24 protein-coding genes are annotated in these 26,015 nt (G+C 44.0%); 9 read left to right on the top strand and 15 right to left on the bottom strand.

Translation table 11 applies throughout. The annotated features are described in order from the left end of the window. Window positions 1-105 precede the first annotated feature (105 nt). Window positions 106-951: an endonuclease/exonuclease/phosphatase family protein gene (locus RTR63_RS02980; protein ID WP_312522572.1), complete on the top strand. Its 846-nt coding sequence runs from the start codon at window positions 106-108 to the stop codon at window positions 949-951. A gap of 191 nt (window positions 952-1,142) precedes the next feature. After that, on the top strand, window positions 1,143-1,415 hold the full coding sequence (locus RTR63_RS02975) for a hypothetical protein (protein WP_203172435.1): 273 nt from the start codon (window positions 1,143-1,145) through the stop codon (window positions 1,413-1,415). A 169-nt stretch (window positions 1,416-1,584) separates the two neighbouring features. Here the strand turns inward: RTR63_RS02975 and rnr are convergent, their stop codons facing one another. Continuing rightward, entirely contained in the window at window positions 1,585-3,957 is a 2,373-nt protein-coding gene (gene rnr / locus RTR63_RS02970) for a ribonuclease R (protein ID WP_312522571.1), read from the bottom strand. 408 nt (window positions 3,958-4,365) lie between these two features. Here rnr and rlmH point away from each other — a divergent pair, with 408 nt between their 5' ends. Together rlmH and RTR63_RS02960 are read left to right on the top strand one after the other, a co-directional pair. After that, on the top strand, window positions 4,366-4,872 hold the full coding sequence (rlmH, locus tag RTR63_RS02965) for a 23S rRNA (pseudouridine(1915)-N(3))-methyltransferase RlmH (protein ID WP_312522587.1): 507 nt from the start codon (window positions 4,366-4,368) through the stop codon (window positions 4,870-4,872). Window positions 4,873-5,029: 157 nt separating this feature from the next. Beyond that, window positions 5,030-5,854 carry a DODA-type extradiol aromatic ring-opening family dioxygenase gene (locus RTR63_RS02960; RefSeq protein WP_083106407.1) on the top strand — a complete coding sequence of 275 codons (825 nt, stop codon included), beginning with the start codon at window positions 5,030-5,032 and terminating at the stop codon, window positions 5,852-5,854. Window positions 5,855-5,857: 3 nt separating this feature from the next. On the opposite strand, the gene RTR63_RS02955 is transcribed toward RTR63_RS02960, so the two are convergent. Beyond that, entirely contained in the window at window positions 5,858-7,099 is a 1,242-nt protein-coding gene (locus RTR63_RS02955) for a multidrug effflux MFS transporter (RefSeq protein WP_312522570.1), read from the bottom strand. Between the two features lie 180 nt (window positions 7,100-7,279). Next, the gene (asd, locus tag RTR63_RS02950) at window positions 7,280-8,113 is read right to left on the bottom strand and encodes an archaetidylserine decarboxylase (protein WP_095356537.1); all 834 of its coding nucleotides are present in this window, start codon (window positions 8,111-8,113) and stop codon (window positions 7,280-7,282) included. A gap of 151 nt (window positions 8,114-8,264) precedes the next feature. Here asd and dtd point away from each other — a divergent pair, with 151 nt between their 5' ends. From dtd to phoR, 3 genes are all read left to right on the top strand, one after another. Beyond that, complete coding sequence (gene dtd, locus RTR63_RS02945) at window positions 8,265-8,717, top strand: D-aminoacyl-tRNA deacylase (RefSeq protein ID WP_312522569.1); 453 nt, start codon at window positions 8,265-8,267, stop codon at window positions 8,715-8,717. A 189-nt stretch (window positions 8,718-8,906) separates the two neighbouring features. Next, window positions 8,907-9,605 (top strand): phosphate regulon transcriptional regulator PhoB, encoded by a 699-nt coding sequence (gene phoB / locus RTR63_RS02940; RefSeq protein ID WP_007115106.1) that lies wholly within the window; start codon window positions 8,907-8,909, stop codon window positions 9,603-9,605. Window positions 9,606-9,674: 69 nt separating this feature from the next. Continuing rightward, entirely contained in the window at window positions 9,675-11,003 is a 1,329-nt protein-coding gene (gene phoR, locus RTR63_RS02935; protein ID WP_312522568.1) for a phosphate regulon sensor histidine kinase PhoR, read from the top strand. Here the strand turns inward: phoR and RTR63_RS02930 are convergent. The 4 genes from RTR63_RS02930 to RTR63_RS02915 form a co-directional block, all read right to left on the bottom strand. After that, window positions 10,978-12,357 (bottom strand): D-amino acid dehydrogenase, encoded by a 1,380-nt coding sequence (locus RTR63_RS02930; RefSeq protein ID WP_472796581.1) that lies wholly within the window; start codon window positions 12,355-12,357, stop codon window positions 10,978-10,980. The genes phoR and RTR63_RS02930 overlap by 26 nt on opposite strands. Window positions 12,358-12,482: 125 nt before the next feature. Continuing rightward, a complete protein-coding gene (mscL, locus tag RTR63_RS02925) occupies window positions 12,483-12,914 on the bottom strand; it encodes a large conductance mechanosensitive channel protein MscL (protein WP_312522567.1) in 432 nt (143 codons plus the stop codon). Window positions 12,915-13,108: 194 nt separating this feature from the next. Further along, window positions 13,109-14,947, bottom strand: a complete 1,839-nt coding sequence (gene typA / locus RTR63_RS02920; RefSeq protein WP_036595294.1) for a translational GTPase TypA — start codon at window positions 14,945-14,947, stop codon at window positions 13,109-13,111. Between the two features lie 166 nt (window positions 14,948-15,113). Then, complete coding sequence (locus RTR63_RS02915) at window positions 15,114-16,271, bottom strand: OmpA family protein (RefSeq protein WP_312522566.1); 1,158 nt, start codon at window positions 16,269-16,271, stop codon at window positions 15,114-15,116. A gap of 681 nt (window positions 16,272-16,952) precedes the next feature. Here RTR63_RS02915 and RTR63_RS02910 point away from each other — a divergent pair. After that, window positions 16,953-17,516 (top strand): GspH/FimT family pseudopilin, encoded by a 564-nt coding sequence (locus tag RTR63_RS02910; protein WP_050324852.1) that lies wholly within the window; start codon window positions 16,953-16,955, stop codon window positions 17,514-17,516. Window positions 17,517-17,519: 3 nt separating this feature from the next. Here the strand turns inward: RTR63_RS02910 and pdxJ are convergent, their stop codons facing one another. The 8 genes from pdxJ to RTR63_RS02870 all read right to left on the bottom strand — a co-directional run bounded on the left by pdxJ (window position 17,520) and on the right by RTR63_RS02870 (window position 24,885). Beyond that, on the bottom strand, window positions 17,520-18,269 hold the full coding sequence (gene pdxJ, locus RTR63_RS02905; RefSeq protein WP_312176325.1) for a pyridoxine 5'-phosphate synthase: 750 nt from the start codon (window positions 18,267-18,269) through the stop codon (window positions 17,520-17,522). A 39-nt stretch (window positions 18,270-18,308) separates the two neighbouring features. Beyond that, window positions 18,309-19,064 carry a DNA repair protein RecO gene (recO, locus tag RTR63_RS02900; protein WP_312522565.1) on the bottom strand — a complete coding sequence of 252 codons (756 nt, stop codon included), beginning with the start codon at window positions 19,062-19,064 and terminating at the stop codon, window positions 18,309-18,311. Window positions 19,065-19,084: 20 nt separating this feature from the next. After that, window positions 19,085-20,134 (bottom strand): GTPase Era, encoded by a 1,050-nt coding sequence (gene era / locus RTR63_RS02895; RefSeq protein ID WP_312522564.1) that lies wholly within the window; start codon window positions 20,132-20,134, stop codon window positions 19,085-19,087. A gap of 115 nt (window positions 20,135-20,249) precedes the next feature. Continuing rightward, window positions 20,250-21,035 carry a ribonuclease III gene (gene rnc / locus RTR63_RS02890; RefSeq protein WP_312522563.1) on the bottom strand — a complete coding sequence of 262 codons (786 nt, stop codon included), beginning with the start codon at window positions 21,033-21,035 and terminating at the stop codon, window positions 20,250-20,252. Window positions 21,036-21,110: 75 nt separating this feature from the next. Continuing rightward, a complete protein-coding gene (locus tag RTR63_RS02885; protein WP_095356528.1) occupies window positions 21,111-21,503 on the bottom strand; it encodes a DUF4845 domain-containing protein in 393 nt (130 codons plus the stop codon). Window positions 21,504-21,610: 107 nt separating this feature from the next. Continuing rightward, entirely contained in the window at window positions 21,611-22,516 is a 906-nt protein-coding gene (gene lepB / locus RTR63_RS02880; RefSeq protein WP_095356710.1) for a signal peptidase I, read from the bottom strand. A gap of 8 nt (window positions 22,517-22,524) precedes the next feature. Beyond that, a complete protein-coding gene (lepA, locus tag RTR63_RS02875; protein WP_065253830.1) occupies window positions 22,525-24,330 on the bottom strand; it encodes a translation elongation factor 4 in 1,806 nt (601 codons plus the stop codon). Between the two features lie 189 nt (window positions 24,331-24,519). Next, window positions 24,520-24,885 carry a zinc ribbon domain-containing protein YjdM gene (locus tag RTR63_RS02870; RefSeq protein WP_159375429.1) on the bottom strand — a complete coding sequence of 122 codons (366 nt, stop codon included), beginning with the start codon at window positions 24,883-24,885 and terminating at the stop codon, window positions 24,520-24,522. Window positions 24,886-25,140: 255 nt separating this feature from the next. Between RTR63_RS02870 and ygfZ the strand changes: the two genes are divergently transcribed. Continuing rightward, window positions 25,141-25,869: a CAF17-like 4Fe-4S cluster assembly/insertion protein YgfZ gene (ygfZ, locus tag RTR63_RS02865; protein ID WP_312522558.1), complete on the top strand. Its 729-nt coding sequence runs from the start codon at window positions 25,141-25,143 to the stop codon at window positions 25,867-25,869. Window positions 25,870-26,015 lie beyond the last annotated feature (146 nt).

Genomic DNA, 26,015 nt, shown 5'->3' with positions numbered 1-26,015 from the left:
ACATAAATGTCGACAACCATTATATTGTGACAATTTTTTGTCAAAACAAGCCAGCGGTACAATTTCACGTTAAAATAATGCCATGTTTATCACTGTGATTTTATTATGCGCTCACTAACACCTAAAAAAATAACATCTAAGCCAGTAGCATCTAACGAAATATTATCTAACGAAGTATCAGGCACCCAAACACCAAAAAACAGCCTAATCATCACCAGTTATAACATCCATAAAGGCATGTCACCCCTCAATCGTTTTGTCAAAATGGAAGGCATCGCCGCTGCCCTTAACCAAGTGCAATCGGATATTATCTGTTTACAGGAAGTGCAAGGTCAAAATCTCAAACGCGTGGTGAAATACAATGAATTTCCCGACCAATCCCAGCATGAATGGTTTGGCGAGTATTTACAGCTTGAAAACAGCTATGGCAAAAACGTCGAATATAACCACGGTCATCATGGCAATGCGGTGCTAAGTCGCCATCCGCTCGACCCCAAACACAATGTCAATATCACAGTGAGCCGCCTTGAGCAGCGTGGTGTGTTGCACTGCGAAATCCAGCCCAAAGGCTGGCACACGCCCATCATCGTGCTTTGCGCGCATCTAAACTTAAGGGAAAATGACCGTGAAAAACAATATGAGGTAATGAGCCAGTATATCAATAACGAAATCCACCAATCCACGCCGCTGATATTGGCAGGCGACTTCAATGACTGGAAAAAATTATCCTGTCAAAAGCTTGGCTGTGACCTTAATTTACAAGAAGCCGTGCTGACCCACCATGGCAAATTACTGCCCACCTTCCCTGCCAAACTCCCGGTATTAAGCCTTGACCGTATCTATGTGCGCAATCTACAAATACACCGTGCTTGGGTGCATAAGGGACAACCTTGGTCAAATCTCTCTGACCATTTGCCAATTAGTGCCGAAGTCAGTCTGCTGGCAAATTAAAAGATTAAAAGATTAAAAGATTAACAGATTAAACTTGCATGATTTTTGCATAAAGGTAGCATACCAATTTTTATAGACATGACTGTCAATTTTTGTCCTAGCAAAACCCGATTTGACGTTTTAAGCCACAGACTTTAGACGTCAGGCTTTAGACATCGGTTAGCCAAATTGACGCTACACTGGAAATCCTCATGCAGCCAAAATTACTCATTATTTTTGCGATATTAGGCATCACCGCACTCGCCATTTTTAACCTCATATCATCACATCGTACCCAGCAAGTCATTGCATCCAATCAAGCCAATAGTAGTGCCGCCTCGGCGCCCTTAGCCATAGCATCAAACGATACGTCATCGATTGGCGAGCAGCCTAAACAAGTGCTTGATAAGGCAACAACAGATTTGAATCAAACCGCTCAGACCTCATCCAACAACTTGGCAAGCGCAGAGAAAACCACGCAATAATCAGTGATTGTAGCACCGCCAAGCAACAATGGTTAAAAGGACATCAAGTGGCTAATATTAAGTCGCTAACATCAAATGACTAAGATTAAGTGGACAAAGGCGTTTTTTGTTTTAGTAGGTATTTGTTTCAACGATAAAAAAAGGGCAAATTATATTGCCCTTTTTTTCATTAACGAGATTTGTTGCGCGCGTTACTTTTATTTTTAGCGCTTTTTGCTTTCCTGACGTTCTCATTTGGCTTAGATGGCGCGTTAGGATTAGATGGCGCGTTGGGATTGGATTGAACAGAATTAGAGGCCGCTTGCGATTGACCGCGACTTTTGCCTTTACCGCGATTATTAAATGACGATTTTTCCAGCTGTGCCACCAAATCAAAATCAATCTGCTGGGTCTCCATATTGACGGCAGCGACTTTGACACGGATTTTATCACCCAGTCCAAACACCAGTCCTGATTTTTCACCAAATAACTGCTGCGCCTTGTCATCATATACAAAGTAATCTTCGCCCAAATGCGAGATATGAATCAAGCCATCAATGAATAAATCAGTGAGAGTCACAAACAAGCCAAAATTGGTCACTGTGGTAACCACTGCATCAAACGCTTCACCGATATGGTCTTTCATATAATGGGCTTTGAGCCACTGCTCAACAAAACGGCTGGCTTCATCGGCACGGCGCTCTGTCATTGAGGTCTGCTCACCCGCATCTTCTAGTGACCAATCTGGCAGCGGCGCTTTTTTGCCCGTCACTTTGGCTTTGATGGCACGGTGTAGCATCAAGTCGGGATAACGGCGAATCGGTGAGGTAAAGTGGCTGTATTCCTCATACGCAAGCCCAAAGTGCCCGATATTGGTCGCTGCATAGTTGGCTTGCTGCATGGAGCGCAGTAGCACACTATGGATACTAATCGCATCAGGGCGCTCGCGTGTCGCTTCAATGATACGCTGATAATCTGCCTGCGTCGGGTTTTCTTCAGGAAATGACAAACCAAAATGCTTCACAAAGTCACTGACGCGAGCGGCTTTTTCTGCCTCTGGGGTATCATGATTGCGATACAAGACCGGCAATTCATGCTTGAGCGAAAACTCAGCCGCGCAGGTATTTGCCAATAGCATCATCTCTTCGATGAGCTTATGCGAGTCACCACGCGTCCGTGCCACGATGGCGCTGATTTTGCCTGCTTCATCAAACTTGATATAAGTCTCTTGGGTTTCAAACTCCATCGCATGGCGCTGTTCGCGTTTGACCAATAGCACTTTGTACAAATCATACAGCACATCGATTGATTTTTTGACCGCTTTATTACCGGTGATAGTGACAGGCACTTCGGCTTTGGGCGTTTCCCCTTGAACTTGGGCAAAATAATCATTGACTTGGTTATAAGTCAATCGCGCTTGAGAGTGCATCACGCTTGGATAAAACTCATAGCTGGTCACGTTACCGCTACGCGATAGTATGATGTCGGCTACCATACACAAGCGGTCAACACTTGGGTTTAAAGAGCAAAGCCCGTTGGAGAGTTTTTCAGGTAGCATCGGCACCACAAAATGCGGGAAGTAAACTGATGTACCCCGCTCATAGGCTTCTTGATCAAGTACTGAGTTGGCAGTCACATAATGACTGACATCGGCAATCGCGACGACCAAGCGGTAGCCACCGCCGCGACGTTTTTCGGCATAGACGGCATCATCAAAGTCGCGCGAGTCTTCGCCATCAATGGTGACTAGCGGCAAGGCACGTAAGTCGATACGGTCTTGATAGTCTTTTTGTGTCGGCTCTTTGTAGGCATCGACTTGCTGCATGACTTTTGGGCTAAATTCATGGGGAATATCGTAATTTAGCAGCGTAGTTTTGATAATCAATTCACGCTCGTTATCATCGACCAAGCTTTCAGTAATTTTCCCCGTCGCATATTCATGTTGGGTGGGATAGTCAATGATATCGACTTTGACGGGGTCACCCATTTTGAGTTGTAGCGCTTCGACGTTTTCTTCCGTCACCGTAATCGGTTGATGATTGTTTGGGCTAATCAGTTCTACAAAGTAACCATCGTCATCTTTTGCAAGTTTACCAATATATTGTAGCTGGGCATGGGATACCACTGACAACACACGACCCATCATACGACCACGGTTGTCGGTACTAGTAGCGATGGCTTTTACTTTATCGCCATGAAATACCCAGCGCATTTCAGTTTCATTCAAAAACAAATCAGGCATATCCTCAAGCACGACAAAGCCAAAGCCTTTGGCATGGGCAGCGACCACGCCAGCCACAGCATCGTTCTCAGTCAATGGGCGATAAATATAAGGATTGCCACCGTCGGCATCACGGCTTAATTGTCCATCACGCAGCATGGCTTTTAAGCGGTTGCCCAGTGCGTCGTACTCGTCGTCATCTAAATCAAAAATCGTCGCAAGCTCATGTTGGGTAGCTTGTCCGCGCTCAAGTAGGGTTTGCAAAATCAGTACACGGCTTGGAATCGGGTTGTCATAGTTGGCTGCTTCAACAGCGGCATTGGGATCTTGCCAATTTTTCATATTGTTGTCGTCTTTTCTTATCATTTAAAATTTGTCATTTAAACTTTGTCATGCAAATTATTTTATCACCTTCGTTAAATGCTAGGGGAAGTATTATCCATCACAGCGATAAAATCATGTTAAAATTTTGTTGCTTAGCTTAGCTTTAGTTCAGGCTTTAGCTCAGCTTAGGTTGATTTAGGATTTATCGCATTGTATATGGGTGCGTTGCAAGCGTTTTCAAATGGTTGGTTTTAATAATGGTTCGTTTTAAGTTTTAATTTAAGTTTTAAGTAAGCTTTAATATAGCTGGCTTCGATAGCGAAAATATAGTTGGCTTCAATAATGGATGTTCAATGGCTAACGGTGAATCACCACAGTGATATAGACAGTGACATAGATTGGTCAAAAGATAACAAAGGGGAACCCATGAAAGCAAGAATTTTAGCCGTTGGACAAAAAATGCCAGCTTGGGTGCAGACGGGATTTGATGAATATTATAAACGTATTCAGCCCATGCTCAGCACCGAAATCGTTGAAATCCCCGCCTGCAAACGTACCAAGAACCCCTCGCCTGCCGAACTTGAAAAATATGCCATCACCGAAGGCGGGCTAATCTTGCAAGCGCACCAAGCCAAAAATTCAGCAGGCAAGCGCGAGCAGCTGATTTGCCTAGACGTCCGCGGTAAGAATCTATCAACCGAAGATTTAGCGGCTAAAGTTGGCGAAGCCATGCAGCTGGGTGATGACATGGCGTTTGTGATTGGGGGTGCTGATGGCATTTCAAAAGAGGTATTAGCCCATGCGACATTCAAATGGTCGCTGTCCAATCTTACCTTGCCGCATCCGCTCGTGCGCGTGCTACTGATGGAGCAGCTGTACCGCGCTATGACCATTATCCATCATCATCCGTATCATCGTGGTGATTATTTTTAAGTTTTTCCAGTTAACCTGTTATGTTTGATTATGTATGAAATCGCTGACATGGCTTGTTTTTGCGAATTTTTCCCTTATTTAACCTATTAATCCTTTTTAGTTAATCCTTATTAATTCGTTATCATTTCTATTTATCACTGCAACTTTAAGAAAATTGATGGAAAAAACCGAAAAACAACCAATCAGCCTGCAGCCATTTTTACCCAAAACACCGTACCCGCTTTATACCTTGCCCAGTCTGTTTATTTCACATGGGGCGCCGACGATTGCTATCGAAAACAACCGCACTACCCAAGCGCTCAATAAATTTGGGCAAAATCTGCCAAAACCACGCTTGATTATCATCATCTCTGCGCATTGGCAAAGCCAGCATCTAGAAATCAATGGCAATGCGGCGCCCGCTACTTGGCATGATTTTAGCGGCTTTCAAAAAGCGCTGTATACCATCGATTATCCTGTCAAAGGCGACAGCCTGATTGCTGAGCAGCTGGCACAGCAGTTGCAGGCTTTGGGCGTTAGCACGTCGGTCAATCGACTGCGTCCGTTTGATCATGGGGTATGGTCGCCACTGGTGCATTTGTATCCGCAGGCAGATGTGCCGATTGTGCAGCTTTCGCTACCGCAGCATTTTGATAGTTATGCGTGTTTTCAGTTGGGGGCTTTATTGGCGCCCCTACGGGCAGAGCAAGTATTACTCATCGGCTCTGGCAGTGTCACCCATAATTTGGCGCAGGTACAGTTTGATAGCGGTGAGGTGGATGCGGAGGCACGTGAATTTAAATATTGGTTGATTCATCAACTCAAACAACATATGCCAACGGCTTTAGATTGGCGGTCACATCCATTTGCCCATCACAATCACCCCACCCCTGAACATTTATTGCCGTTATTTTTTGCGGCAGGCGCAGGCTCAAAGATGAGCATCGTGCATGAAAGTTTTGCCCATTTTAGTTTGGGTATGGATGTGTATCGGTTTGACTAACCCTTAGTCCACATCCGCCACATCGAGATTTTTGTCGATTTGAAATACCAAAAATGCGCCGATAGTCATGAGCATAAACATGGTAATACCTAGCTTGGCGACCGGATTAAAGGGCAGGATATTTAATACCAATCCGCCAAAAATACCGACGACAAAGTTGAGTGAGCCTTGCAAGGCACTCGCCATGCCAGCGCGGCGTTTTTGAAATGCCAAAGCAATCGCACCTGAATTGGGCTGGGTGAGTCCTAACCCTGCAATACAACAAAAAATGCTGGCGAGCACCAACGGCAGCCAAGCTTGCGTGCCAAAGACTAAACCTAGCAGCATCAAACACGCTGCTGCGATTACTTGCATCACCGCCCCAAATCGCAGCAAGCTGACCAGACGATAACGGTTCATCAGCCATTGGTTGACCTGTGTCAACCCAATAAAACCTGCCGCATTCATGCCAAAAATCCAACTAAAATGCTGCGGCGTCACCCCATACCCTTCCATAATTAGCTCAGGTGCTGCGCTGATATACACAAACATCGAACCCATCAGCAGCCCTGCGCCAATCGCAGGATAATTAAACTGGGTGTCTTTGAGCAAATCCCAGTATTGGCTGAGCACGTCATTCATCGGACGGTTGTTGCGAAACTCATCGGTCAAAGTTTCATGCAGAAACAGCCGGGTCAGCACGATATTTAAAATACCAAACCCCGCCAAAAACCAAAAAATCACCCGCCAACTAGCGACTTTTAACAACAACGACCCTAGGCTTGGTGCCAAAATCGGTGCAATCCCCATCACTAAGACCATCAGCGAAAATGCCTTTGCCATTTGCTTGGGATGCAAGCGGTCACGAATCATCGCCCGCGACACCACCGTTCCCACACACGCGCCTAATGCCTGTAACGTTCGTGAGACAAACAGCACGTATTCATTGGTGGTGGTGGCACACATCACCGAAGCCATCACATACAGTACCATGCCCACATACAAGGGCTTGATGCGCCCAATCCGATCCGAAATCGGACCATAAAACAACTGCCCGACCACCAATCCCACAAAATAGGCAGGTACCGAATTGGACATAAAAGCCGTTGCTACGCCAAAATCTTTTGCCATACTGGGCAAAGCCGGCAAATACATATCAATCGACAGCGGACCGATAGCAATAATCAACCCCAAAATCATAATCCAAGCTGTCGGATAGTCTAAGTCGTGCGATGGCTGAGGGTGCGGTGCTTGCGGTAGGTTCATAGTGATCAATTTAAATAAAAAAGCAGGCAAAAATCATAAGTCGGCTACTATAAACAAATTTTACTAAAATATTTTTCGTTATCGTTTAGTTTATGTGAGCAATCAACCATGCAGATTGGCTAAAACACCCCATAAAAAAGGCAGCCTTTGCTGCCTTTATTTAACAAATACCTTGACAGCTTACTGCAAAAAAGTACCGAGACGTTGCCCCATTGTCACCGGCACTGAATTATAAAGACCTGCCTCCCAAGCCATGCCCGCTGATTTTGGTAATACCACAATCGCCGTTGAGCCCAAATAAAACCGCCCAAGCTCATCGCCTTTTTTCAACGTCATGTGATGGGTTTGACGCTGCACGCGATCGCTACGTTTGATTTTGCCTGTGGCCACTGTTTCAATCCCTGCTACAATCATCGCCCCGACTAGTACAACGCAAGCTTTACCAAATTCGGTATCAAACACACACACGCAGCGCTCATTACGGGCGAACAAATCGGTAATGTTTTCAGCGGTCTCGTTATTGACTGAGAATAGCTGTCCTGGCACATAGATGGTTTCTACCAAAGTACCGTCAAACGGCATATGCACGCGGTGATAATTGGTCGGTGCCAAATATACGGTGACAAAACTTCCCTCTTGCATGGCTTTGCCAAGTTCATAATCCGCGAGCAATTGCCCGACTTCATACGATTTGCCTTTGGCTTGCAGGATTTGGTCTTTATCGATTTGCCCCAATTGCGATATCATGCCATCTGCAGGACAGATCAGCGCATCTGGATCATCATCAATCTTGCGCGCGCCATCTTTGAGCTCACGGGTAAAAAAATCATTAAAACTGTCATACTGAGAAAAACTACCGCGCGCATATTCCTCTAGCTTGATGCCATACACCGAAGCAAAGGTACGAATAAAGGTTTTTTTCACCATCGGATGACGGCTTTGGGCAAGGCGACCTGCGATTTCACTGATTTTTTGTTGTGGGACAAGCGATTGTAACGTCGTAAACAAGGTCATAAGTTACTCGAGATTGGCATTTTAAAGTTGGCTTATTATAATCAAAATCCCCCTTAGAATCACGGTATATTAAACACTGGGCTACGAGTTAAGCGACAAGCTAGCTGTTAAGTTAAGACGCTTACGCTCAAACTGACGGATAGGAAAAATCATGAAAGCAGTACTACAACGGGTGAAATTTGCCAAAGTAGCAGTTAACCAAGCGCCTCACCAACAACAAATCGTCGGCGAGATTGCACACGGCGTACTTGTTTATCTTGGACTTGGGCATGATGATACGCTTGCGATAGGGCAAAAAATGATTGATAAAATCCTCACCTATCGCGTATTTGAAAATGCGCTAGGCAAAATGGATAAAAACGTGCAACAAGTCAATGGCGGCTTATTGTTAGTGTCGCAGTTTACCCTCCTTGCCAATACCCAATCGGGTAGACGTCCTGATTTTAAGCCTGCGATGGCGCCCGATACTGCCAAAGCTTTGTTTGCGCAGATAGTAGCGTATGCCAAGACGCAATATGCAGCTGTGCAAACAGGCGAATTTGGCGCAGATATGCAAGTCAGCAGTTGCAATGATGGTCCGATAAATTTTATTTTTGAACTATGATACGACCTGTGTTAAGTACCAAAAATTGAGTGAAACCCCGAATTTTTTACGACACCACAAATAAAAGCCCTAAAAACTTATCGTTGTCATTTTTCTGTCATATTCTGAAGTTGTAATATGGTCATTGTAATATTGTTGTCATAAAATTATTTTGGTAAACAGTTGCCTATTTTATCGCTTGAGAAATTTATGAAAAATGAAACTATTTTGGTAGTGGAAGATGAGCCTGCCATTCGAGAAATGATCGTGACCACACTAGAGATGGCAGGATTTGACTGTTTGCAAGCGTCAGAAGTCTCTCAAGCCCATCATTTGGTGGTCGATCATCGCCCCAACCTCATCTTATTAGACTGGATGCTACCCAATGGGCTATCAGGCATTGATTTATGCCGCCGCCTGAAGAAAGATGAAATGCTCTCTGAAATTCCTATCATCATGCTCACCGCCAAAGGCGAAGAGGACAACAAAGTTCAAGGGCTTGACGCTGGGGCAGATGACTATATCACCAAGCCGTTTTCCACCCGTGAACTGGTTTCCCGTATCAAAGCGGTATTGCGCCGTAGTAGCGCATTGTCAGGCGAAAAACCCATTGACGTAGGCGGCTTGTCGCTAGACCCTGCCAGTCAGCGCGTGAGTGCCAATAACAAAGCGGTGGATATCGGACCGACAGAGTATCGGCTACTTGCTTTCTTTATGAGTCATCCTGAGCGGGCTTATACCCGCACCCAGCTACTCGATCAAGTGTGGGGTGGCAATGTGTATGTCGAAGATCGTACCATTGACGTGCATATCCGCCGCCTGCGTAAAGTGCTTGAGCCATTTGGGTTTGCCGACTATATCCAAACTGTACGTGGCACAGGCTATCGATTTTCTAATAAAATCGACTAACAATAGCCTGATTAATCGCATTGAAATTTTTGCCAACTTATCCCAACTTCGCTATAGTAAGCTTTCTCAATGGATGCTAGAAAAATTAATATGTGGGCGAGCATTTCACCCGTCGTGACAGCTGGGGTTGCCGGGCTGTTGATTGGCGGGCTATTAGGGTTTTGGGGTTGGGGACTGGCGATAGGGCTTTGCCTGTATCAGCTATATTTTTTATGGTCGATACAACGCTTTAAAGCATGGTATAACAAAAACCCCGATGAGCCGCCGCCTGCATTTGAACCCAATCTTAATGTCATTGCCAGCAATATCTACCAAGTCAATCGCCAAGAGAAATTGGCGCATCAGCAAACTGTTTCACTGGTGCAAAAAGTGCGCGACTCGCTGAGCGCATTGCAAGACTCGATTATTCTGATTGACAAAAACGACTGTATCGAATGGTGGAACAACTCTGCCGAGCGGCTTTTTCATTTTAAAGCGCCCGACCAAGGTCGCAATGTGTTGACCATTATTCGTCATCCGCTTTTTCATCAATATTATCACCACATTGAAGACTATCCCGATGGCGTGCGTATCCATAGCCCATCTAATATCGAGCGCTATGTGCAGTGCAAGATTACCAAATTTGGGCAAGAAAAATTACTGCTGATTTATGATGTCACCCGTTTTCAGCACTTAGAACAAATGCGAAAAGACTTTGTGGCCAATGTTTCGCATGAACTGCGCACGCCGCTTACCGTCATCATGGGGTATGTGGAGACTTTGAGTGAACAGCCTGATTTAGATCCGCGTATTGCTCGCGCGTTTACTCAGATGATGCAGCAAAGTCAGCGCATGAATAACATCATCAATGACTTACTGTTATTATCTCGACTAGAGAACGATGAAAAACCTACTGAGCCCAAAGACATTGATATTCCCAAAATGCTGATGCAATTGTTTGACGATGCGCAAATGTACAACAAGTCATACGACCATATGATTCATTTGCATATCGACAGCACGTTACATATTTTGGGTTATGAAGATTATCTGCGAAGTGCGCTCAGTAACCTGATTACCAATGCCATGAAATACACCCCCAAAGGTGGGGAGATTAGTATTAGCTGGCATGAGTGTGACGCGGGGGTATGTTTTAGCGTGACCGACAATGGCATTGGTATCGAGCAGCGCCATATTCAGCGCTTAACCGAGCGTTTTTATCGCGTGGACACGGGTCGAAGCCGTGACACAGGGGGTACTGGTTTGGGGCTAGCAATTGTTAAGCATGTCTTGTATCAGCATCATGCCACCTTGGATATCACCTCCACAGTTGGCAAAGGCTCGACCTTTACTGTGACCTTTCCAAAATCTGCTAGTATCCCAACCCAATCCCTTAATCCTGCAAGCCCACAAAGTTAAAATTTACTGGTGGCTGACGCCCTTGCATGATATCAGCCATCGCTTTTGCTGAGCCGTTCGAGTGCGTCCAGCCCAAAGTGCCATGTCCGGTGTTGAGATACAAATTATCAATACGTCCTTGGCGATTGACCGCGCGACCGATAATCGGCACATTTGACGGTGTCATCGGTCGCAGCCCTGTCCAATAATTCGGCTCGGTCAAATCTACCGCATCTCCAAACACCTCTCTCACCCGCCGCGTAATCGCTTGGCAACGAATGGGATTTAGCTCAAGGTTAAAACTGTTAAATTCAGCCGTTCCTGCTACTCGCAAGCGATCGCCTAAGCGCGAGTATACCAGTTTAAACTCATCATCAATCAAGCTTACATAAGGTGTCTCATCGGGTCGCAACACAGCATAAGTGGCTGAATAGCCTTTGGCAGGATAGATGGGTAGATTGATACCCAATGCTTTGACTAAGGCAGGACTATAGCTCCCTAACGCCAGTACATACGCATCGGCGGACAGTATCTGTGACTGCGCTGGCAAAGCGGTATTGTCTCTACTATCAACGGAGATTACTTCCACACCATCAATGTGTTGGTTATGATAAATAAGTCGTTTGATAGCAGTATTAAATAAAAATGTTACCCCTTGCTGTTGACAAAGTGCTGCCAAGCGATGAGTGAATTTTTGGGCATCCCCTGATTCATCAAGTGCCGTATAAGTCGCTCCAACCAATTCTTTGCCAATACCAGTTAACGCAGGCTCTAATTCTATCGCTTTATCCACACTAATCACTTGCCGATCACAACCCAATTGCTGCATCCGTTTAGTGGGTGCTATCGCTGCCTGAAACTCAGCATGATCGGTATAAAAATGCATAATACCGCGTGTCAGACAGTCATAATCAATGTGTGTTTGCGCCCTAACCTCCCCCAGTATCTGCCGAGAGTATAATCCTAAATTGACCATCTGCACCAAATTAGCATCGGCACTTTTCGCATTGCATTGCTGCAAAAACTGCCAACCCCATCGCCACAGTGCCATATCAGGGGCTGTATCTTGCGCTGTACTGCCGGGCAAACCCAACAACCGACGCCAGCGAAACAACAATGGGGCATCTTCTCGAAATAACCATTTTAGCGCTTTATAGGGTGTATCAGGATTTGCCCAAGGCGTGGCATGTGACACAGATATTTGCCCACCATTGGCAAACGATGTTGACAATGCCGCACTACTTTCGCGCTCGATTACCGTTACCTCAAACCCTGCTTGTCGAAGCTGCCAAGCAGTAGTGACACCCACCACCCCCGCACCAAGCACGATAACCTGCTTTGTCATAACTTGCCTTACTGTCGTTAGCTGATGAATATGTATAGATAAAAAATGTAGATTGACTAGCAATCAATAAAAAGCCCCCAGTTATCATGGAGGCTTTTTTTCATTTATAAATAACATGGGCTGAAATTTTAATCTATCAGCGTGGGCACAAAGCGTTATTTGCTTAATTTACTGCTGATTTCACGTAGCAATAGTACTTCTTCTGAAGGTTCTGGTGCAGCCGCATCTTGCGCTTCGCTTTGGCGGCGTAGGCGGTTCATGGCTTTCACCAACATAAATATGATAAATGCCAAAATAATAAAGTTGATTAAGATGGTGATAAAATTACCGTAAGCAAACACAGGCACGCCCGCTTTTTTCAGCGCATCATACGTCATAGCCGTGCCTGCAGGTACATCACCTAATACCACGAACATATTGGTAAAGTCGATTCTGCCGCCCATAATCGCAGAGATAATCGGCATAATAATATCTTCTACCAACGACGTAGTGATTTTACCAAATGCGCCACCGATGATGACACCCACTGCCAAATCCATCACGTTACCTTTGAGGGCAAACTCTTTAAATTCTGACATCATACTCATATTACTTCTCCTACCTTCAAAATAGTTGCTACAATCGTTGACTAAAAAGCCCTTATCATCATAAGGGATTGTGTAAAATTTTAAACCTTTGCTTTGCAAGCATGTAGATTAAATTAAAAAAGCTTGTAACAGGTACAAGCTTTTTGTAAATAAATGTTAGGCTTTTTCGCAAGTCTTATAGCGTAAACTCGCTATTATTTACGACCGTTACGCTTACGCTCATTTTCAGTCAAGTATTTTTTGCGTAGACGAATTGATTTTGGTGTCACTTCAACCAGCTCATCATCTTCAATAAATTCAAGCGCTTGTTCAAGGGTAAAAATGATTGGCGGCGTTAAAATAATCGCATCATCGGTACCACTGGCGCGCACGTTCGTCAACTGTTTTGCTTTGGTTGGATTGACTACCATGTCATCGCTACGTGAGTTTTGACCGACAATCATGCCTTCATAGACTTCAGTTTGTGGCGATACAAACATACGACCGCGTTCTTGAAGGTTAAATAGCGCATATCCCAATACAGTACCATTCACCATAGAAATCAACACCCCATTTTGGCGTTTTGCCACATCACCTGTTTTGACAGGACCATAATGTGAGAAACTTGAGGTCATGATACCGGTACCTGAGGTAATGGTTAAGAACTCAGAGCGAAAACCAATCAAACCACGTGACGGTACCACCGCTTCAATACGGATACGACCTTTGCCGTCAACTTCCATATTGGTCAATTCGCCTTTACGGTAGCCCATTTGCTCCATTACCGCGCCTTGGTGTTGCTCTTCAACATCAAAAATCACATTTTCAAAGGGTTCTTGTTTCTCACCCTCGATTTCACGAACAATTACTTCTGGACGTGATACACCCAGTTCAAAACCTTCACGGCGCATATTCTCAATCAATACAGATAAGTGAAGTTCCCCACGACCTGATACTTTAAATTTATCAGGACTGTCGGTATCTTCCACGCGAAGTGCCACGTTATGAATCAACTCACGTTCTAGGCGCTCACGAATATTGCGTGACGTCACGAATTTACCTTCTTTACCCGCAAATGGTGAGTTGTTCACTTGGAAAGTCATCGATACGGTTGGCTCATCGACACTTAGCGGTGGTAAGGCTTCCACGTTTTGTGGATCACAGATAGTATCAGAAATATTTAACGCATCGATACCTGTGATACATACAATATCACCTGCCTGTGCCATAGGTACTTCGATACGGTCAAGACCATGATAACCCATGATTTGTAGGATACGGCCGTTGCGTTTATTACCTTCTTTATCAACAATTGTTACAGGCGTATTGGTTTTAACCGACCCACGCTGAATACGACCGATACCAATCAAACCTTTGAAGTTATCATAATCAAGGCTTGAAATCTGCATACGGAATGGACCGTCCGTATCCACTTGTGGTGGCTCAACAACATTAACGATGGTTTCAAACAATGGCTGCATATCTTCTGCAAGCTCGTCAGGCGATAACCCTGCAATACCATTCATGGCAGAGGTATAAACGATGGGAAAATCTAGCTGCTCATCTGTCGCACCCAAATTATCAAACAAATCAAACACCTGATCCATGACCCAGTCTGGACGGGCGCTTGGTTTGTCAATTTTATTAATCACCACGATTGGCTTTAAGCCACGGGCAAATGCTTTTGAAGTCACAAAACGGGTTTGTGGCATAGGACCATCAACGGCATCAACTAATAACAACACACAGTCAACCATCGACATCACACGTTCAACTTCACCACCGAAGTCGGCGTGACCGGGGGTGTCGACGATGTTAATACGGTATTCAACGCCGTCTTTAGGATTGGTCCATTTGATCGCCGTATTTTTGGCTAAAATGGTAATACCACGCTCTTGCTCTAATGCGTTAGAGTCCATGACGCGTTCAACTTCTGCGGCACGCTCACCAAAAGTACCGGATTGTTGTAACAGTTTATCGACTAGAGTAGTTTTACCATGGTCAACGTGGGCAATAATCGCAATATTGCGAAGATTTTTGATTGAATCTGACATAAAAAAATAGCTCTTGAAAATTCGGCTAGGAAGGAAAATTAAAACACGCGGTAGTATAACATCTTATCGTTAAAAATAGATTAAATTTATCTAAGTTGAGTTTATAGCTGATAATAAAAATAAAAAAAGCTACCAACGAGGGTAGCTTTTTTTATTTAATAACTAATTATTGTACGTTCATGTCTTTAGTTTGAACGGTTGTGCCAGAGTTGTTACCAGTGATGATAGCATATACACGACGGTTCATTGCACGGCCTTCAGCAGTGTTGTTGTCTGCGATTGGGCGGTCATAACCGTAACCCACTGTGCTAATACGTTGTGGTGCAACACCAAATTGGTTAACTAACATGGATTTAACCGCATTTGCACGTGCTTCAGACAAACGTTGGTTGTAACGCGCAGATGGACCAGTTTTTGAAGCGTGACCTTCAATTGAAGCTGTTGAATTTGGATACTCATTCATTTTTTCAGCAACTTTTTGGATTTCTGGTTTGTACTGATCTTTGATGACAGTTTTGTCATTGTCAAAGAATACACGTAATTCCATACGTAATGCGTCATCAACTGGGATTTCACGTGGGCAACCATCAGCATCTACAACAACATTTAATGGAGTGCCTGGGCATTTGTCAACGCTATTTAATACGCCATCTTGGTCATCATCACCATCAGTCACAACGATTGGCTCAACAGGGATAGGCTCAACTACTGGTGCTGCTGGTGCCAAGTGACCACCTAGAACTACGTTAAGACCTGCTAATGCTAGACCTTCCCACCAATCGTTATCGAAGTTATAAATCGCACGACCTTCACCACGTAAGCTTAATGCGTCATTGATTCGGTAGTAAGCACCAAGACCTAAGTTACCGATAGTGTCTTTAGAAGTTGCTTTGCTGCCATCATCAAATGCCATTGAGGTTTTTGATTGACCTGCACCGATTAACACATATGGCTTGAATGGGCTGTTAGTATAGCCACTAAAGGTTTCAGTACCGATAGTAAAGTTACCTGAGTATGATTTTTGTTCAAACTTATGTCCGTTAACTTTATCGCCATTGGCATACAATGCGTCAGAATCAGTTTCACCGTACTCTAATTCAAGTGCGATAGTAGGTGTCAATTCGATACCAATACCTGCACCAGTGTACAAGTCGTTACGTTGATGAGTACCTGCGAATTGCTCACCTTGTTTATCTTCAGTTTTGCTGATACCGTCTACATAATGATAACCTAGTAGTAAAGGTGTAACAGTAACGCCTGCGTTAGCGGCTACTGGCATAACAGCTGCAGCAACAACTGCTAGAGCGATTTTATTTAGCTTCATAGAAGTCCTCCAAAGGATTGGCTCATTTTAAATTAAAATAACCTGACAGTTAATTCACAAAATAACACATCAAAAAAAAACATGTAATTTATGAACTTGTTAAATATAGCTTAACGCCTAAAAATTATGTTTACAACTCTTTTTTTTACATTGCTACACAATATTACACGAACATCACAATATGTTATATTTTTATTTTTTAGTAGCCAAGCTAATCGCTTACGCTCGATACTAAGAATTCAACAACCATCATGATTCGACATTACACATCAAAACTATACACTTCTCTCGAAAAGGATTTTAATACAGTCTATTTAAATTTACCATATCTTAAATTCATACTGTCACTAAATGATACATTCTAGTGACATTCACTTACTAAATAAATGAGACATTTACGTTTCAGGCACAACAGTTTTTTCTCAATAATGTTTTAGAACCAGTAACAATAGGTATTTGAACATTTAAACCCATCTGTGCCTATGAAATCCTTACTATCTAGAATAGACATTCCATTACCTGATAACATCAGTCGTTTAGTCGCTTTCATTCACTTTCTAGCCACCAGCCTTACCTTATAGTTCAATATTTGTTTGTTAATTCTTTTGAACTCTATATAATAATGAACTAAAGTCCTTTATTGTGTTATCCCATCATGATCTAGCCGGTAGCTTTAATAGCATGAATGATTCGAAAGCCAACGTATTCTCAATAAAAAGACAGGGGTTTACTTTAATTGAAACAGTCGTCGTTTTGACTGTTTTATCTATCATCGTAGCGATGGCTTCGATTACTATTACCAACAGCTTAAAGCAAATGGAAGCAAAAAGCACCGCTTCAAGCTTAATGAATTTTTTAAGCAGTGCAAAACAAGAGGCGTTGATTTATCAAAACCCTGTGATAGCCTGTGTCGCCAATGATAACTTGGCTTGCGTGACAACTGGCGGTCATCAGCTGATTAGCTTTATCGATAAAAATAACAATAACAGCTATGAGGCAGCGGTAGATAAACTCAATCATCAGCTTACGTTAGATTTGTCTTGGGGTGTGCTTACGGCAAATATCTCGCTGAATAATAACTATATTATTTTTAAGCCAGAAAACGCTAGACCCATTGGTTATATGGGTAATATTCAATACTGCCCTTTAGATGGTAAGGTCGATAATCGACTAAAGGTAAGTTTCAGTAAAACAGGCATTATTAAATATAAGCCCTACTCAGTTGAACAATTTAATTGCCCCTAATAGCTAGGCTTTTGCTGTAAATGCTTTTCTCATTGCGCTAACCGCTTCGCTAAGCCCCATAAACACACTGTCTGCAATAATGGCATGACCGATGTTTAGTTCATGGATGCCACCCATATTAGCAATGGGTGCAACGTTGTCACGGGTAAGACCGTGCCCTGCATTGACCAGTAAACTTGCTTTTGACTCGTGGGCATGAGTCACGGCTGTTTTGATACGGTTGATTTCATGGTTAATTTTAACTTGGTCATGTTGCAAACAATAGTCAGCATAGGCGCCCGTGTGTAGTTCAATGGCATCTGCCCCGAGCGCAATGCTTTTATCAATTTGCGCCAACTCTGGATCAATGAATAGTGACACTTGAGTGCCGACCTGATGTAACTGTTGAATCGCACTGGCTATTTTGTGCTGATTGCCAATCACATCAAGCCCGCCTTCGGTGGTCAGTTCTTGGCGTTTTTCAGGGACGAAGCACACCCAAGCTGGCTTAACATCACAGGCTATCGCAACCATCTCGTCAGTGACCGCCATTTCAAGGTTCATACGAGTGGTTATGACTTTGGCAAGTCGATAAACATCATCATCTTGAATGTGACGACGATCTTCACGCAAATGCAGCGTGATACCATCCGCCCCTGCCTGCTCACAAATTAATGCCCCTGCCACAGGATCGGGATACGCCACGCCGCGCGCTTGACGCAGGGTAGCAATGTGGTCGATATTGACACCGAGTAAGGGTTGATTGCTGGTCATGACGTTCCCTATTTTGTCTATTATTGATACTGAGTAAGCTTATTGATATTGGGTAAGCTGCTGCCAAAGTTCTCGGCTTTGCAGGGTTTGATAATTGAGTAAATTATCTATCAAATGGCGGTGCATGGCACTGATGCTATTGACCAATTGTTTGGCTAAATCAAAATCTTGTTGCATCATTTGGTTAAAGCTAGCTTCATCTTGTAAACATTGATACCAAATTAGCAGCTGCTCACCTGTTATTGACATATCAGGTTTATCCAAGGGTAAAACTGGCATAAATCCCTGCTGTAGCTGGTATTGATAACGCTGCGATGGGGCTATTAAATCCCCCAACGCATCTTTAGCAAAATCGAACCCATAGCCTAGTTGTTCAAACAATACATTTTCAAAGTGCCTTAAATGCCACTTTAAACGGGTCATGTCATGTGGCGATTGCGCTGGGTCGACAAACAGCGTTGCCATGTTTGCAAGACACTGCTGATATGCTTGCCATATCTCAGCAAACGGCTCTTCAACAGGCAATAGTTTTTGCAAAATCTCATTAAGATACATACTTGCATACAGGCTTTGTCCTCTGAGCGTAATGTGATTTTGCAAAATCTGGCTTTGACTAAAGGTTTTTAGGCTGTTTTTACCATTGCCAAAAAATTGTATAGGGACAAATAGTGGTAAGTTTTTTTTACCGATACCATGTACTACGCCCCATTCTTCACTAAACAGGTAAATTAAACTACGGCTTTCACCATACGGTTTTTGGTGCAGAATATAACCTGTTAGCAGTTGATTGCGCATAGTAGCCTTTAGCCTATAACCTAGTAGCCCAAGCTCGTTAGCGCACGCTCATCATCTGACCAGCCTTTTTTGACTTTGACCCACAGCGTTAGCATCACTTTTTTATCAAACATTTTTTCCATGTCTTGGCGCGCTTCGATGCCGATTTGTTTGATTTTTTCGCCTTTATCACCGATGACAATCACCTTTTGACCTTGACGCTCGACAAAAATCGTGGCATCGATAAAGGTCACAGCTTTACGCCATTTGCCTGTTTTTGGGTCTTGATGCGCAGGCTCATCCTTAAAGGTATCAATTTGTACCGTTAAATCGTAAGGAATCTCATCGCCAGATGCCCGCATCACTTTTTCACGAATGATTTCACTGGCTAAAAAGCGTTCTGAACGGTCAGTGACTTGTTCTGCATCATAGATGGGCGCTGCAATCGGTAAATGCTTACCGATGACTCGTACTAGCTCATCTAAGTTATGCGCACGTAACGCAGATACGGGCACGATATCGCTAAATACTTGGGTGTCATGCAGTTTTTGTAGTAGCGCGAACAGCTGAGCTTCGTCCTTAATGGTGTCGCTTTTATTAATCACTGCAATCACAGGGACACTCAAATTTTGGACTTTGGCAAACACCAGCTCATCATCTTCCACCCATTTTAGGCTATCAATCACAAACAATACCGCATCAACGTCTGCCAAAGCCGAAGTTGCTGCTTTATTCATACGCTCATTGATAGCGCGCACTTCGCGGCTATGGATACCTGGGGTGTCAACAAAAATTGCTTGTAGTTGCTCGTTGGTCAAAATTCCCATAATGCGATGGCGGGTGGTTTGGGGTTTTCGCGAGGTAATCGACAATTTTTGACCCAACACATGATTCATTAACGTTGATTTACCCACGTTTGGACGTCCGACAATGGCTACATAACCCGTGCGAAAATCCACCGCACGCGCGGGCGCTGAATCACTTTGCCCACTGAAGAATTGACTGATAACATCATGGTTGTTGTCCGCTGATGGATTGTCGACAGCTGGGTCAGTGGTTGTTTGTTGGGTAGCGTCTGCTTGGTTAGACATAAAGTGGGATCTCAACATTGGTTTAAAGGGTGCAAATTATTGTAGAAGAGTTTTGCGCAAATTTCAGTAAGCATTTCAGCAAATTTGGGTGTTAACCGTATGGCAGGTCGGCAAATTAGCGCAGCGGCGGTAACAGATCACTGATTTTAGTCAGCATGGCTTCAGCGCAACGCTGCTCGGCAATACGGCGACTTTCCCCTTGTGCTGTGACTAAAGCTTGGGTTGGCGCTATGGGTTTGGCGGTTTTATTGTCAAAAACAATGTCGACTTGGCAGCTGACCACAAAAATTTGATTGGGTGCATTGCCAATGGTTTCGGTCACCTCATAGCGTGGCAGCGCAAGTTGGTGTGCTTGCAACAGCTCTTGTAAACGGCTTTTGGCATCTTTTAGCACTTTTTGTTCTTTCACTTTTTCGAACAAATCTTCAAACCACGTCAGCACACAAGCTTTAACCGTGTCAAAATTTTGACTATCAAGATAGATGGCGCCAATCAAGGCTTCAACGCTGTCTGCCAAGATTGAGGCGCGCTGACGACCACCGCCTTTACGCTCGCCCACCCCTAAAATCAAATAATCTGACAAATTGAGCTGCTTTGCAATAATCACCAAGGTTTCTTCGCGCACAAGCGATGCACGTAAGCGACTGAGCCGACCTTCATTATAGTCGGGATAGCGCAAAAATAAGGCTTCTGCGATGATCACACCGAGCAATGCATCTCCCAAGAACTCTAATCGCTCATAATTGTGCTCGCTATCAAATGAACGATGCATGAGTGCCATAATGGGTAAATTCACATTATCAAACTGATAACCCATTTCATAAAACAGCGCGGTTAATTGACGCACTTGTGGCGGTAGTTTTTTGAGATTAAAGGTAGGGATAGTGATTGGTAAATTCATCTGCTTCAAATTGTTAGAAAAGTATTCGCCATTTAAATCATAACATGGCTATCACTTACTTAAGATTGGGGATAACTATTGCTTGGCGACTTTGGCATCTTCTGCGCTAATGGTATCTTCAAAGCGATTGACGATATCGACGTTACCAAAAAAGTTGTTTGCTTCATCGTATTTCAATTTCACTGACATCGCACCTGGCGTATTATCCACCACTTCCACGACGTCCTCTGCCTTTTGGCTGACACCGTTGATATGCCATTGGGAATTGACGCTACCTAAAAAATCTTTAACACTTTCTTTATTGTCATTGGACTTTTTAAGTTCAAAAGCCAACGATTTTTTGAGTTGGTAGTGACCGACTTGGGCAGGGATAATAGCTAAACCGATTTTGGCACACACGACGATGAGTACAATCATAATCACGATACCCGTGACGCTGGCGCCGCGCTGATGACTTGGTAGGTTCATGCCGTATTCTCCTTTGACCATCGCTCAAGATAGATTAATGTAAGCTTTAGTTAATTAAATATTCTCAACAACAAAGGCTTTGATATCCAATTTTTTAAAGTAAGCGGTTAGTGTATTGCGCCATTGCGATTAAAGGTGGGTAGACTGAGTCCACTGGCTTTGTGCGTCCACACATACACGGCTTTACCCGCTAGGTTCTCATCAGGTACAAACCCCCAAAAACGACCATCAGCACTGCGATCACGGTTATCGCCCATCACAAAATAGTGCCCTTTAGGCACTGTTAGTTGCCATTGTTGACCTTGGCTCGCCATCAATTGAGGTGACGCTTGCTGCAAAAAGCTGGCATATTGATACCAATTCTTGTCACCCAAATAGCGCACCAAATGTTGATGATTACTACTGGGCGATTCTTGCACGTATTTGGCAGACAATTCTTCTTGATTGCCCAGTTGCGCTGCTTGCTCAGCTGTCACAAGCTCACCGGTCTCGGTTTTACCTGGCGGATATAGCTGCGCTGTCATCTTAGGGTCGGGGGTAAAGTTGGCAGGCGTAGTAGCAATCGCTTTGCCATTGACGCTTAACTGCCCATTATTAAAGCTCACCGTATCCCCACCCACGCCAATCACCCGCTTGATATAATAAATTTTTGGGTTCTCAGGATAGCGAAATACCACCACATCACCATGCTGCGGTGCGCCTAAATCAAGCACCTTGGTATTCACCAATGGCAAGCGGATGCCATACGCGTATTTGTTGACCGCAATAAAGTCACCCGTATATAAGGTGGGCACCATCGACGATGAGGGGATATTAAACGGCTCAATCAAAAACGAGCGCACTACGAGCACAATCGCTAAAATCGGGAAAAAATCATACGCCCATCGCACCGGCGCAGTCGATTTCTCCAATCCTTTGCTTTGCTTTTGCTTTAGTACCAATTTATCCAGTAGCCAAATAGCGCCTAAAATCAAGGTCGCAGGGACAAGAATCAAATTAAAATCAAAATCCATACTTGCCTCTACGACTGGTTATCCACTTTTAATACCGCCAAAAACGCTTCTTGTGGAATCTCGACACGCCCCACTTGCTTCATGCGTTTTTTACCTTCTTTTTGCTTTGACAGTAGTTTTTTCTTACGTGACACGTCACCACCATAACATTTGGCAAGTACGTCTTTACGCATGGCTTTGACAGTACTACGGGCAATGATTTGGCTACCAATCGCCGCTTGAATTGCTACGTCAAACATTTGACGCGGAATCAATTCTTTCATTTTTTCAACCAGCTGATTACCGCGATAGCGCGCTTGCTCAGCATGGCAAATCATCGCCAATGCATCAACTTTTTCGCCATTAATGAGTACATCTACCCGTACCAGTTTATCTGTTTCAAAGCGCTCAAAACCGTAATCAAGTGACGCAAAGCCACGTGACACTGATTTTAGACGGTCAAAAAAGTCCATGACCACTTCGCCCATCGGAATATCAAAGGTCAATTGGACTTGCTGTCCCATAAACTTCATATCAACTTGGATACCACGACGCTCGATACATAATGTCATCACGTTACCCAAATAATCGGGTGGCACCAGAATATGACAGCGCGCAATCGGCTCACGAAACTCATCAATCAGACCTGGGTCAGGCATTTTTGATGGGTTATCGATTTGGATAATCTCACCATTGCGTTTTTTGATTTCGTAAATAACGGTCGGGGCGGTAGTAATCAAATCTAAATCGTATTCACGCTCAAGACGCTCTTGGATGATTTCCATATGGAGCATCCCCAAGAAACCACAGCGAAAACCAAACCCAAGTGCATCAGAGGTATCAGGCTCAAAAAACAACGCAGCGTCATTGACTTGCAGTTTTTGTAGCGCTTCACGAAACGCCTCAAAGTCACTCGAATCAACAGGGAACATACCGGCATAGACTTGCGGCTTGACCTTTTTAAACCCTGGTATGCTATCTACATCTGGGGTTTTGGCAAGGGTAATGGTATCACCCACAGGCGCGCCGCCAATGTCTTTGATGCCGGCAATCACAAAACCCACTTCACCGGCTTCTAAGATATTGGTTTCAAACGATTTTGGGGTAAATACCCCAATCGATGTCACAATATGCGTGCCTTTGGTAGATTTGATATGGATTTTATCGTCTTTTTTGAGCGTGCCTTGACGCACACGTACCAATGACACAACGCCAAGATAATTGTCAAACCATGAGTCAATAATTAACGCTTGCAAAGGGGCATCACGGTCGCCTTCGGGCGCGGGAATACGCTCAACAATCGCTTGTAGCAAATCATCCACGCCCACGCCTGTCTTGGCAGACACGCGCGGTGCATCCATCGCTTCAATCCCGATAATGTCTTCGATTTCTTGAATCACGCGCTCGGGATCCACTTGCGGTAAGTCAATCTTGTTGAGTACCGGTAATACTTCAAGCCCCTGCTCAATTGCGGTATAACAGTTGGCAACCGACTGCGCTTCTACGCCTTGCGCGGCATCAACCACCAGCAAAGCGCCTTCACAAGCCGCCAGTGAACGCGACACTTCATACGAAAAATCAACGTGCCCTGGGGTATCAATAAAGTTAAATTGGTATTTGTCACCGTTTGGGTGGTTATAATACAGTGTGACAGATTGGGCTTTAATGGTAATACCGCGCTCGCGCTCAATATCCATCGAGTCAAGTACTTGCGCCTGCATTTCACGTGCTTGTAGACCACCACACATTTGGATAATGCGGTCGGCAAGCGTGGATTTACCGTGGTCGATATGGGCAATAATAGAAAAATTACGAATATGAGATAAGGCGGTCACAATTACCTACTAACAAAAAAGTATATGATTAAATTTGTAGAAAAATAGCCTTATTGTAACGTATTTTTCTACAATCACCTACTGAATTTATTGTGACAGCTTTTGGGAGATCATAAAAAAAGATAAGCTTTGGGTGTCAATGTCTGTTGCATACTCAAAGTCCCAAACAAAGCCCAAACCCTCCCCAAGCTAGGCTTTTTTGACGACGCTGGATTTGAGTTTCATCGCGCCAAAACCGTCAATTTTACAATCAATATCATGATCATCGGTAGCATCATGGAGCAGGCGAATGGATTTGACTTTGGTGCCAACTTTAATGGGCGTGCTTGCGCCTTTGACTTTTAAGTCTTTAATAACCGTCACACTATCCCCATCTTGTAGCACATTGCCGACAGCATCTTTAATAACTTGCTCGCTGTCTGCTTCGGTTTCGCCCGCTTGCCATGCCTGCTGCGCTGCTTCAAAGCCACACATCGGGCAAATCAGTAAATCACCATCTTGGTACGTATAATTTTCTTTACACTTGGGGCATGGGGGACAGGCAGGTAAACTCATAGCACGCGCTCAATCAGCTGAGAAAAATTTTAATAGTCTTAAGGTAGTGTAGTGTACGCGATAAGTCACCCCAATAATAGTGATCAGCCAGCACAGAAGACCCTCTGACAAATGACCTAGTAAATTAGGACTTAAAACAGAGCTTAGTCAAGCAGCATTTAGTCAAGCATAACCCAATAAAGCATGATTGCAGTCCGAGCTCAATTGTGCAAAACTTTGATTATAATTTTTTTAGCAAATAAAAAGAGAGCCACCATGACAGATTTCGTCGTCTTTGATATAACCGGTGCCGATGCCCAAAAATTCTTGCAAGGACAACTGACCTGCAACGTCACCAAACTCAGCGAGCAGTACCAAGCGACCGCAATTAGTAATCTCAAAGGGCGCGTTGCGTTGGGTATTTGGATTAGGAAAATAGCGGATGACGCTTACCAAATCGTCATCAGCCAAGACTGTGCCGATGAGTTTGCCAAGCATATCAAAAAATACGCGGCGTTCTCAAAACTTACCTTATCAGCCCCACGTGATATTTTTGCGGTTGTTGACAATGGGGTACCTAGTTTTAGTGAATCAGAGAATGGCTCTGACACCGACGCTAACCGCAAAGCATGGCAAAAAGCGAGTATCGCTACAGGTAATTACTGGATTGTCACAGCCACCCAAGGCTTATGGCAACCCCAAGAGTTACGTCTACACCAACACGGCGGGGTTGACTACGATAAAGGCTGTTATTTAGGTCAAGAAATCATTGCCCGGTTATATTTTAAAGCCAGCCCAAAAGCTTGGCTCCACCGCGTAGCAGGTACCGGTGATATGCCTAACGCAGGTGAAAAAATTGGCAACGTGGATGTGGTCAATAGCATTGCCACTGACACAGGTTTTGAAGCCTTGGTCGTCGGGCGTCCCGATGATATTGCCGCCAGTAACCTGATCATTCTTGAGTTACCTCAAGCACTGCAACAACCGGTTGCGCGCCAACATTAAACACCCACCAAACTTAATTAAAGTAAATAAGTGAAAATAAATAGGTTAAACTAAAAAAGGCATTTCACTGATGCCTTTTTTAACCATTTTTTTAGGTTTATCAATACCTAACCCACTTCAAACCTAAACCATTTTATAGCTAAACC

The organism is Moraxella sp. CTOTU47724, assembly GCF_032014955.1.
Classification (GTDB): Bacteria; Pseudomonadota; Gammaproteobacteria; order Pseudomonadales; family Moraxellaceae; genus Faucicola; species Faucicola tetraodonis.
This window is presented reverse-complemented; position numbering and strand designations above follow the sequence as displayed.

Coding starts and splice junctions, on each gene's coding strand:
- RTR63_RS02955 (WP_312522570.1), bottom strand. CDS start 7,099: ATGAACCTACCGCAAGCACCGCACCCTCAGCCATCGCACGACTTAGAC.
- lepB (WP_095356710.1), bottom strand. CDS start 22,516: ATGGATTTTGATTTTAATTTGATTCTTGTCCCTGCGACCTTGATTTTA.
- phoR (WP_312522568.1), top strand. CDS start 9,675: ATGGATGCTAGAAAAATTAATATGTGGGCGAGCATTTCACCCGTCGTG.
- ygfZ (WP_312522558.1), top strand. CDS start 25,141: ATGACAGATTTCGTCGTCTTTGATATAACCGGTGCCGATGCCCAAAAA.
- RTR63_RS02885 (WP_095356528.1), bottom strand. CDS start 21,503: ATGAACCTACCAAGTCATCAGCGCGGCGCCAGCGTCACGGGTATCGTG.
- pdxJ (WP_312176325.1), bottom strand. CDS start 18,269: ATGACCAGCAATCAACCCTTACTCGGTGTCAATATCGACCACATTGCT.
- dtd (WP_312522569.1), top strand. CDS start 8,265: ATGAAAGCAGTACTACAACGGGTGAAATTTGCCAAAGTAGCAGTTAAC.
- RTR63_RS02980 (WP_312522572.1), top strand. CDS start 106: ATGCGCTCACTAACACCTAAAAAAATAACATCTAAGCCAGTAGCATCT.
- rnr (WP_312522571.1), bottom strand. CDS start 3,957: ATGAAAAATTGGCAAGATCCCAATGCCGCTGTTGAAGCAGCCAACTAT.
- rlmH (WP_312522587.1), top strand. CDS start 4,366: ATGAAAGCAAGAATTTTAGCCGTTGGACAAAAAATGCCAGCTTGGGTG.
- era (WP_312522564.1), bottom strand. CDS start 20,134: ATGTCTAACCAAGCAGACGCTACCCAACAAACAACCACTGACCCAGCT.
- RTR63_RS02870 (WP_159375429.1), bottom strand. CDS start 24,885: ATGAGTTTACCTGCCTGTCCCCCATGCCCCAAGTGTAAAGAAAATTAT.
- recO (WP_312522565.1), bottom strand. CDS start 19,064: ATGCGCAATCAACTGCTAACAGGTTATATTCTGCACCAAAAACCGTAT.
- RTR63_RS02915 (WP_312522566.1), bottom strand. CDS start 16,271: ATGAAGCTAAATAAAATCGCTCTAGCAGTTGTTGCTGCAGCTGTTATG.
- RTR63_RS02975 (WP_203172435.1), top strand. CDS start 1,143: ATGCAGCCAAAATTACTCATTATTTTTGCGATATTAGGCATCACCGCA.
- mscL (WP_312522567.1), bottom strand. CDS start 12,914: ATGAGTATGATGTCAGAATTTAAAGAGTTTGCCCTCAAAGGTAACGTG.
- RTR63_RS02910 (WP_050324852.1), top strand. CDS start 16,953: ATGAATGATTCGAAAGCCAACGTATTCTCAATAAAAAGACAGGGGTTT.
- RTR63_RS02960 (WP_083106407.1), top strand. CDS start 5,030: ATGGAAAAAACCGAAAAACAACCAATCAGCCTGCAGCCATTTTTACCC.
- typA (WP_036595294.1), bottom strand. CDS start 14,947: ATGTCAGATTCAATCAAAAATCTTCGCAATATTGCGATTATTGCCCAC.
- asd (WP_095356537.1), bottom strand. CDS start 8,113: ATGACCTTGTTTACGACGTTACAATCGCTTGTCCCACAACAAAAAATC.
- phoB (WP_007115106.1), top strand. CDS start 8,907: ATGAAAAATGAAACTATTTTGGTAGTGGAAGATGAGCCTGCCATTCGA.
- rnc (WP_312522563.1), bottom strand. CDS start 21,035: ATGAATTTACCAATCACTATCCCTACCTTTAATCTCAAAAAACTACCG.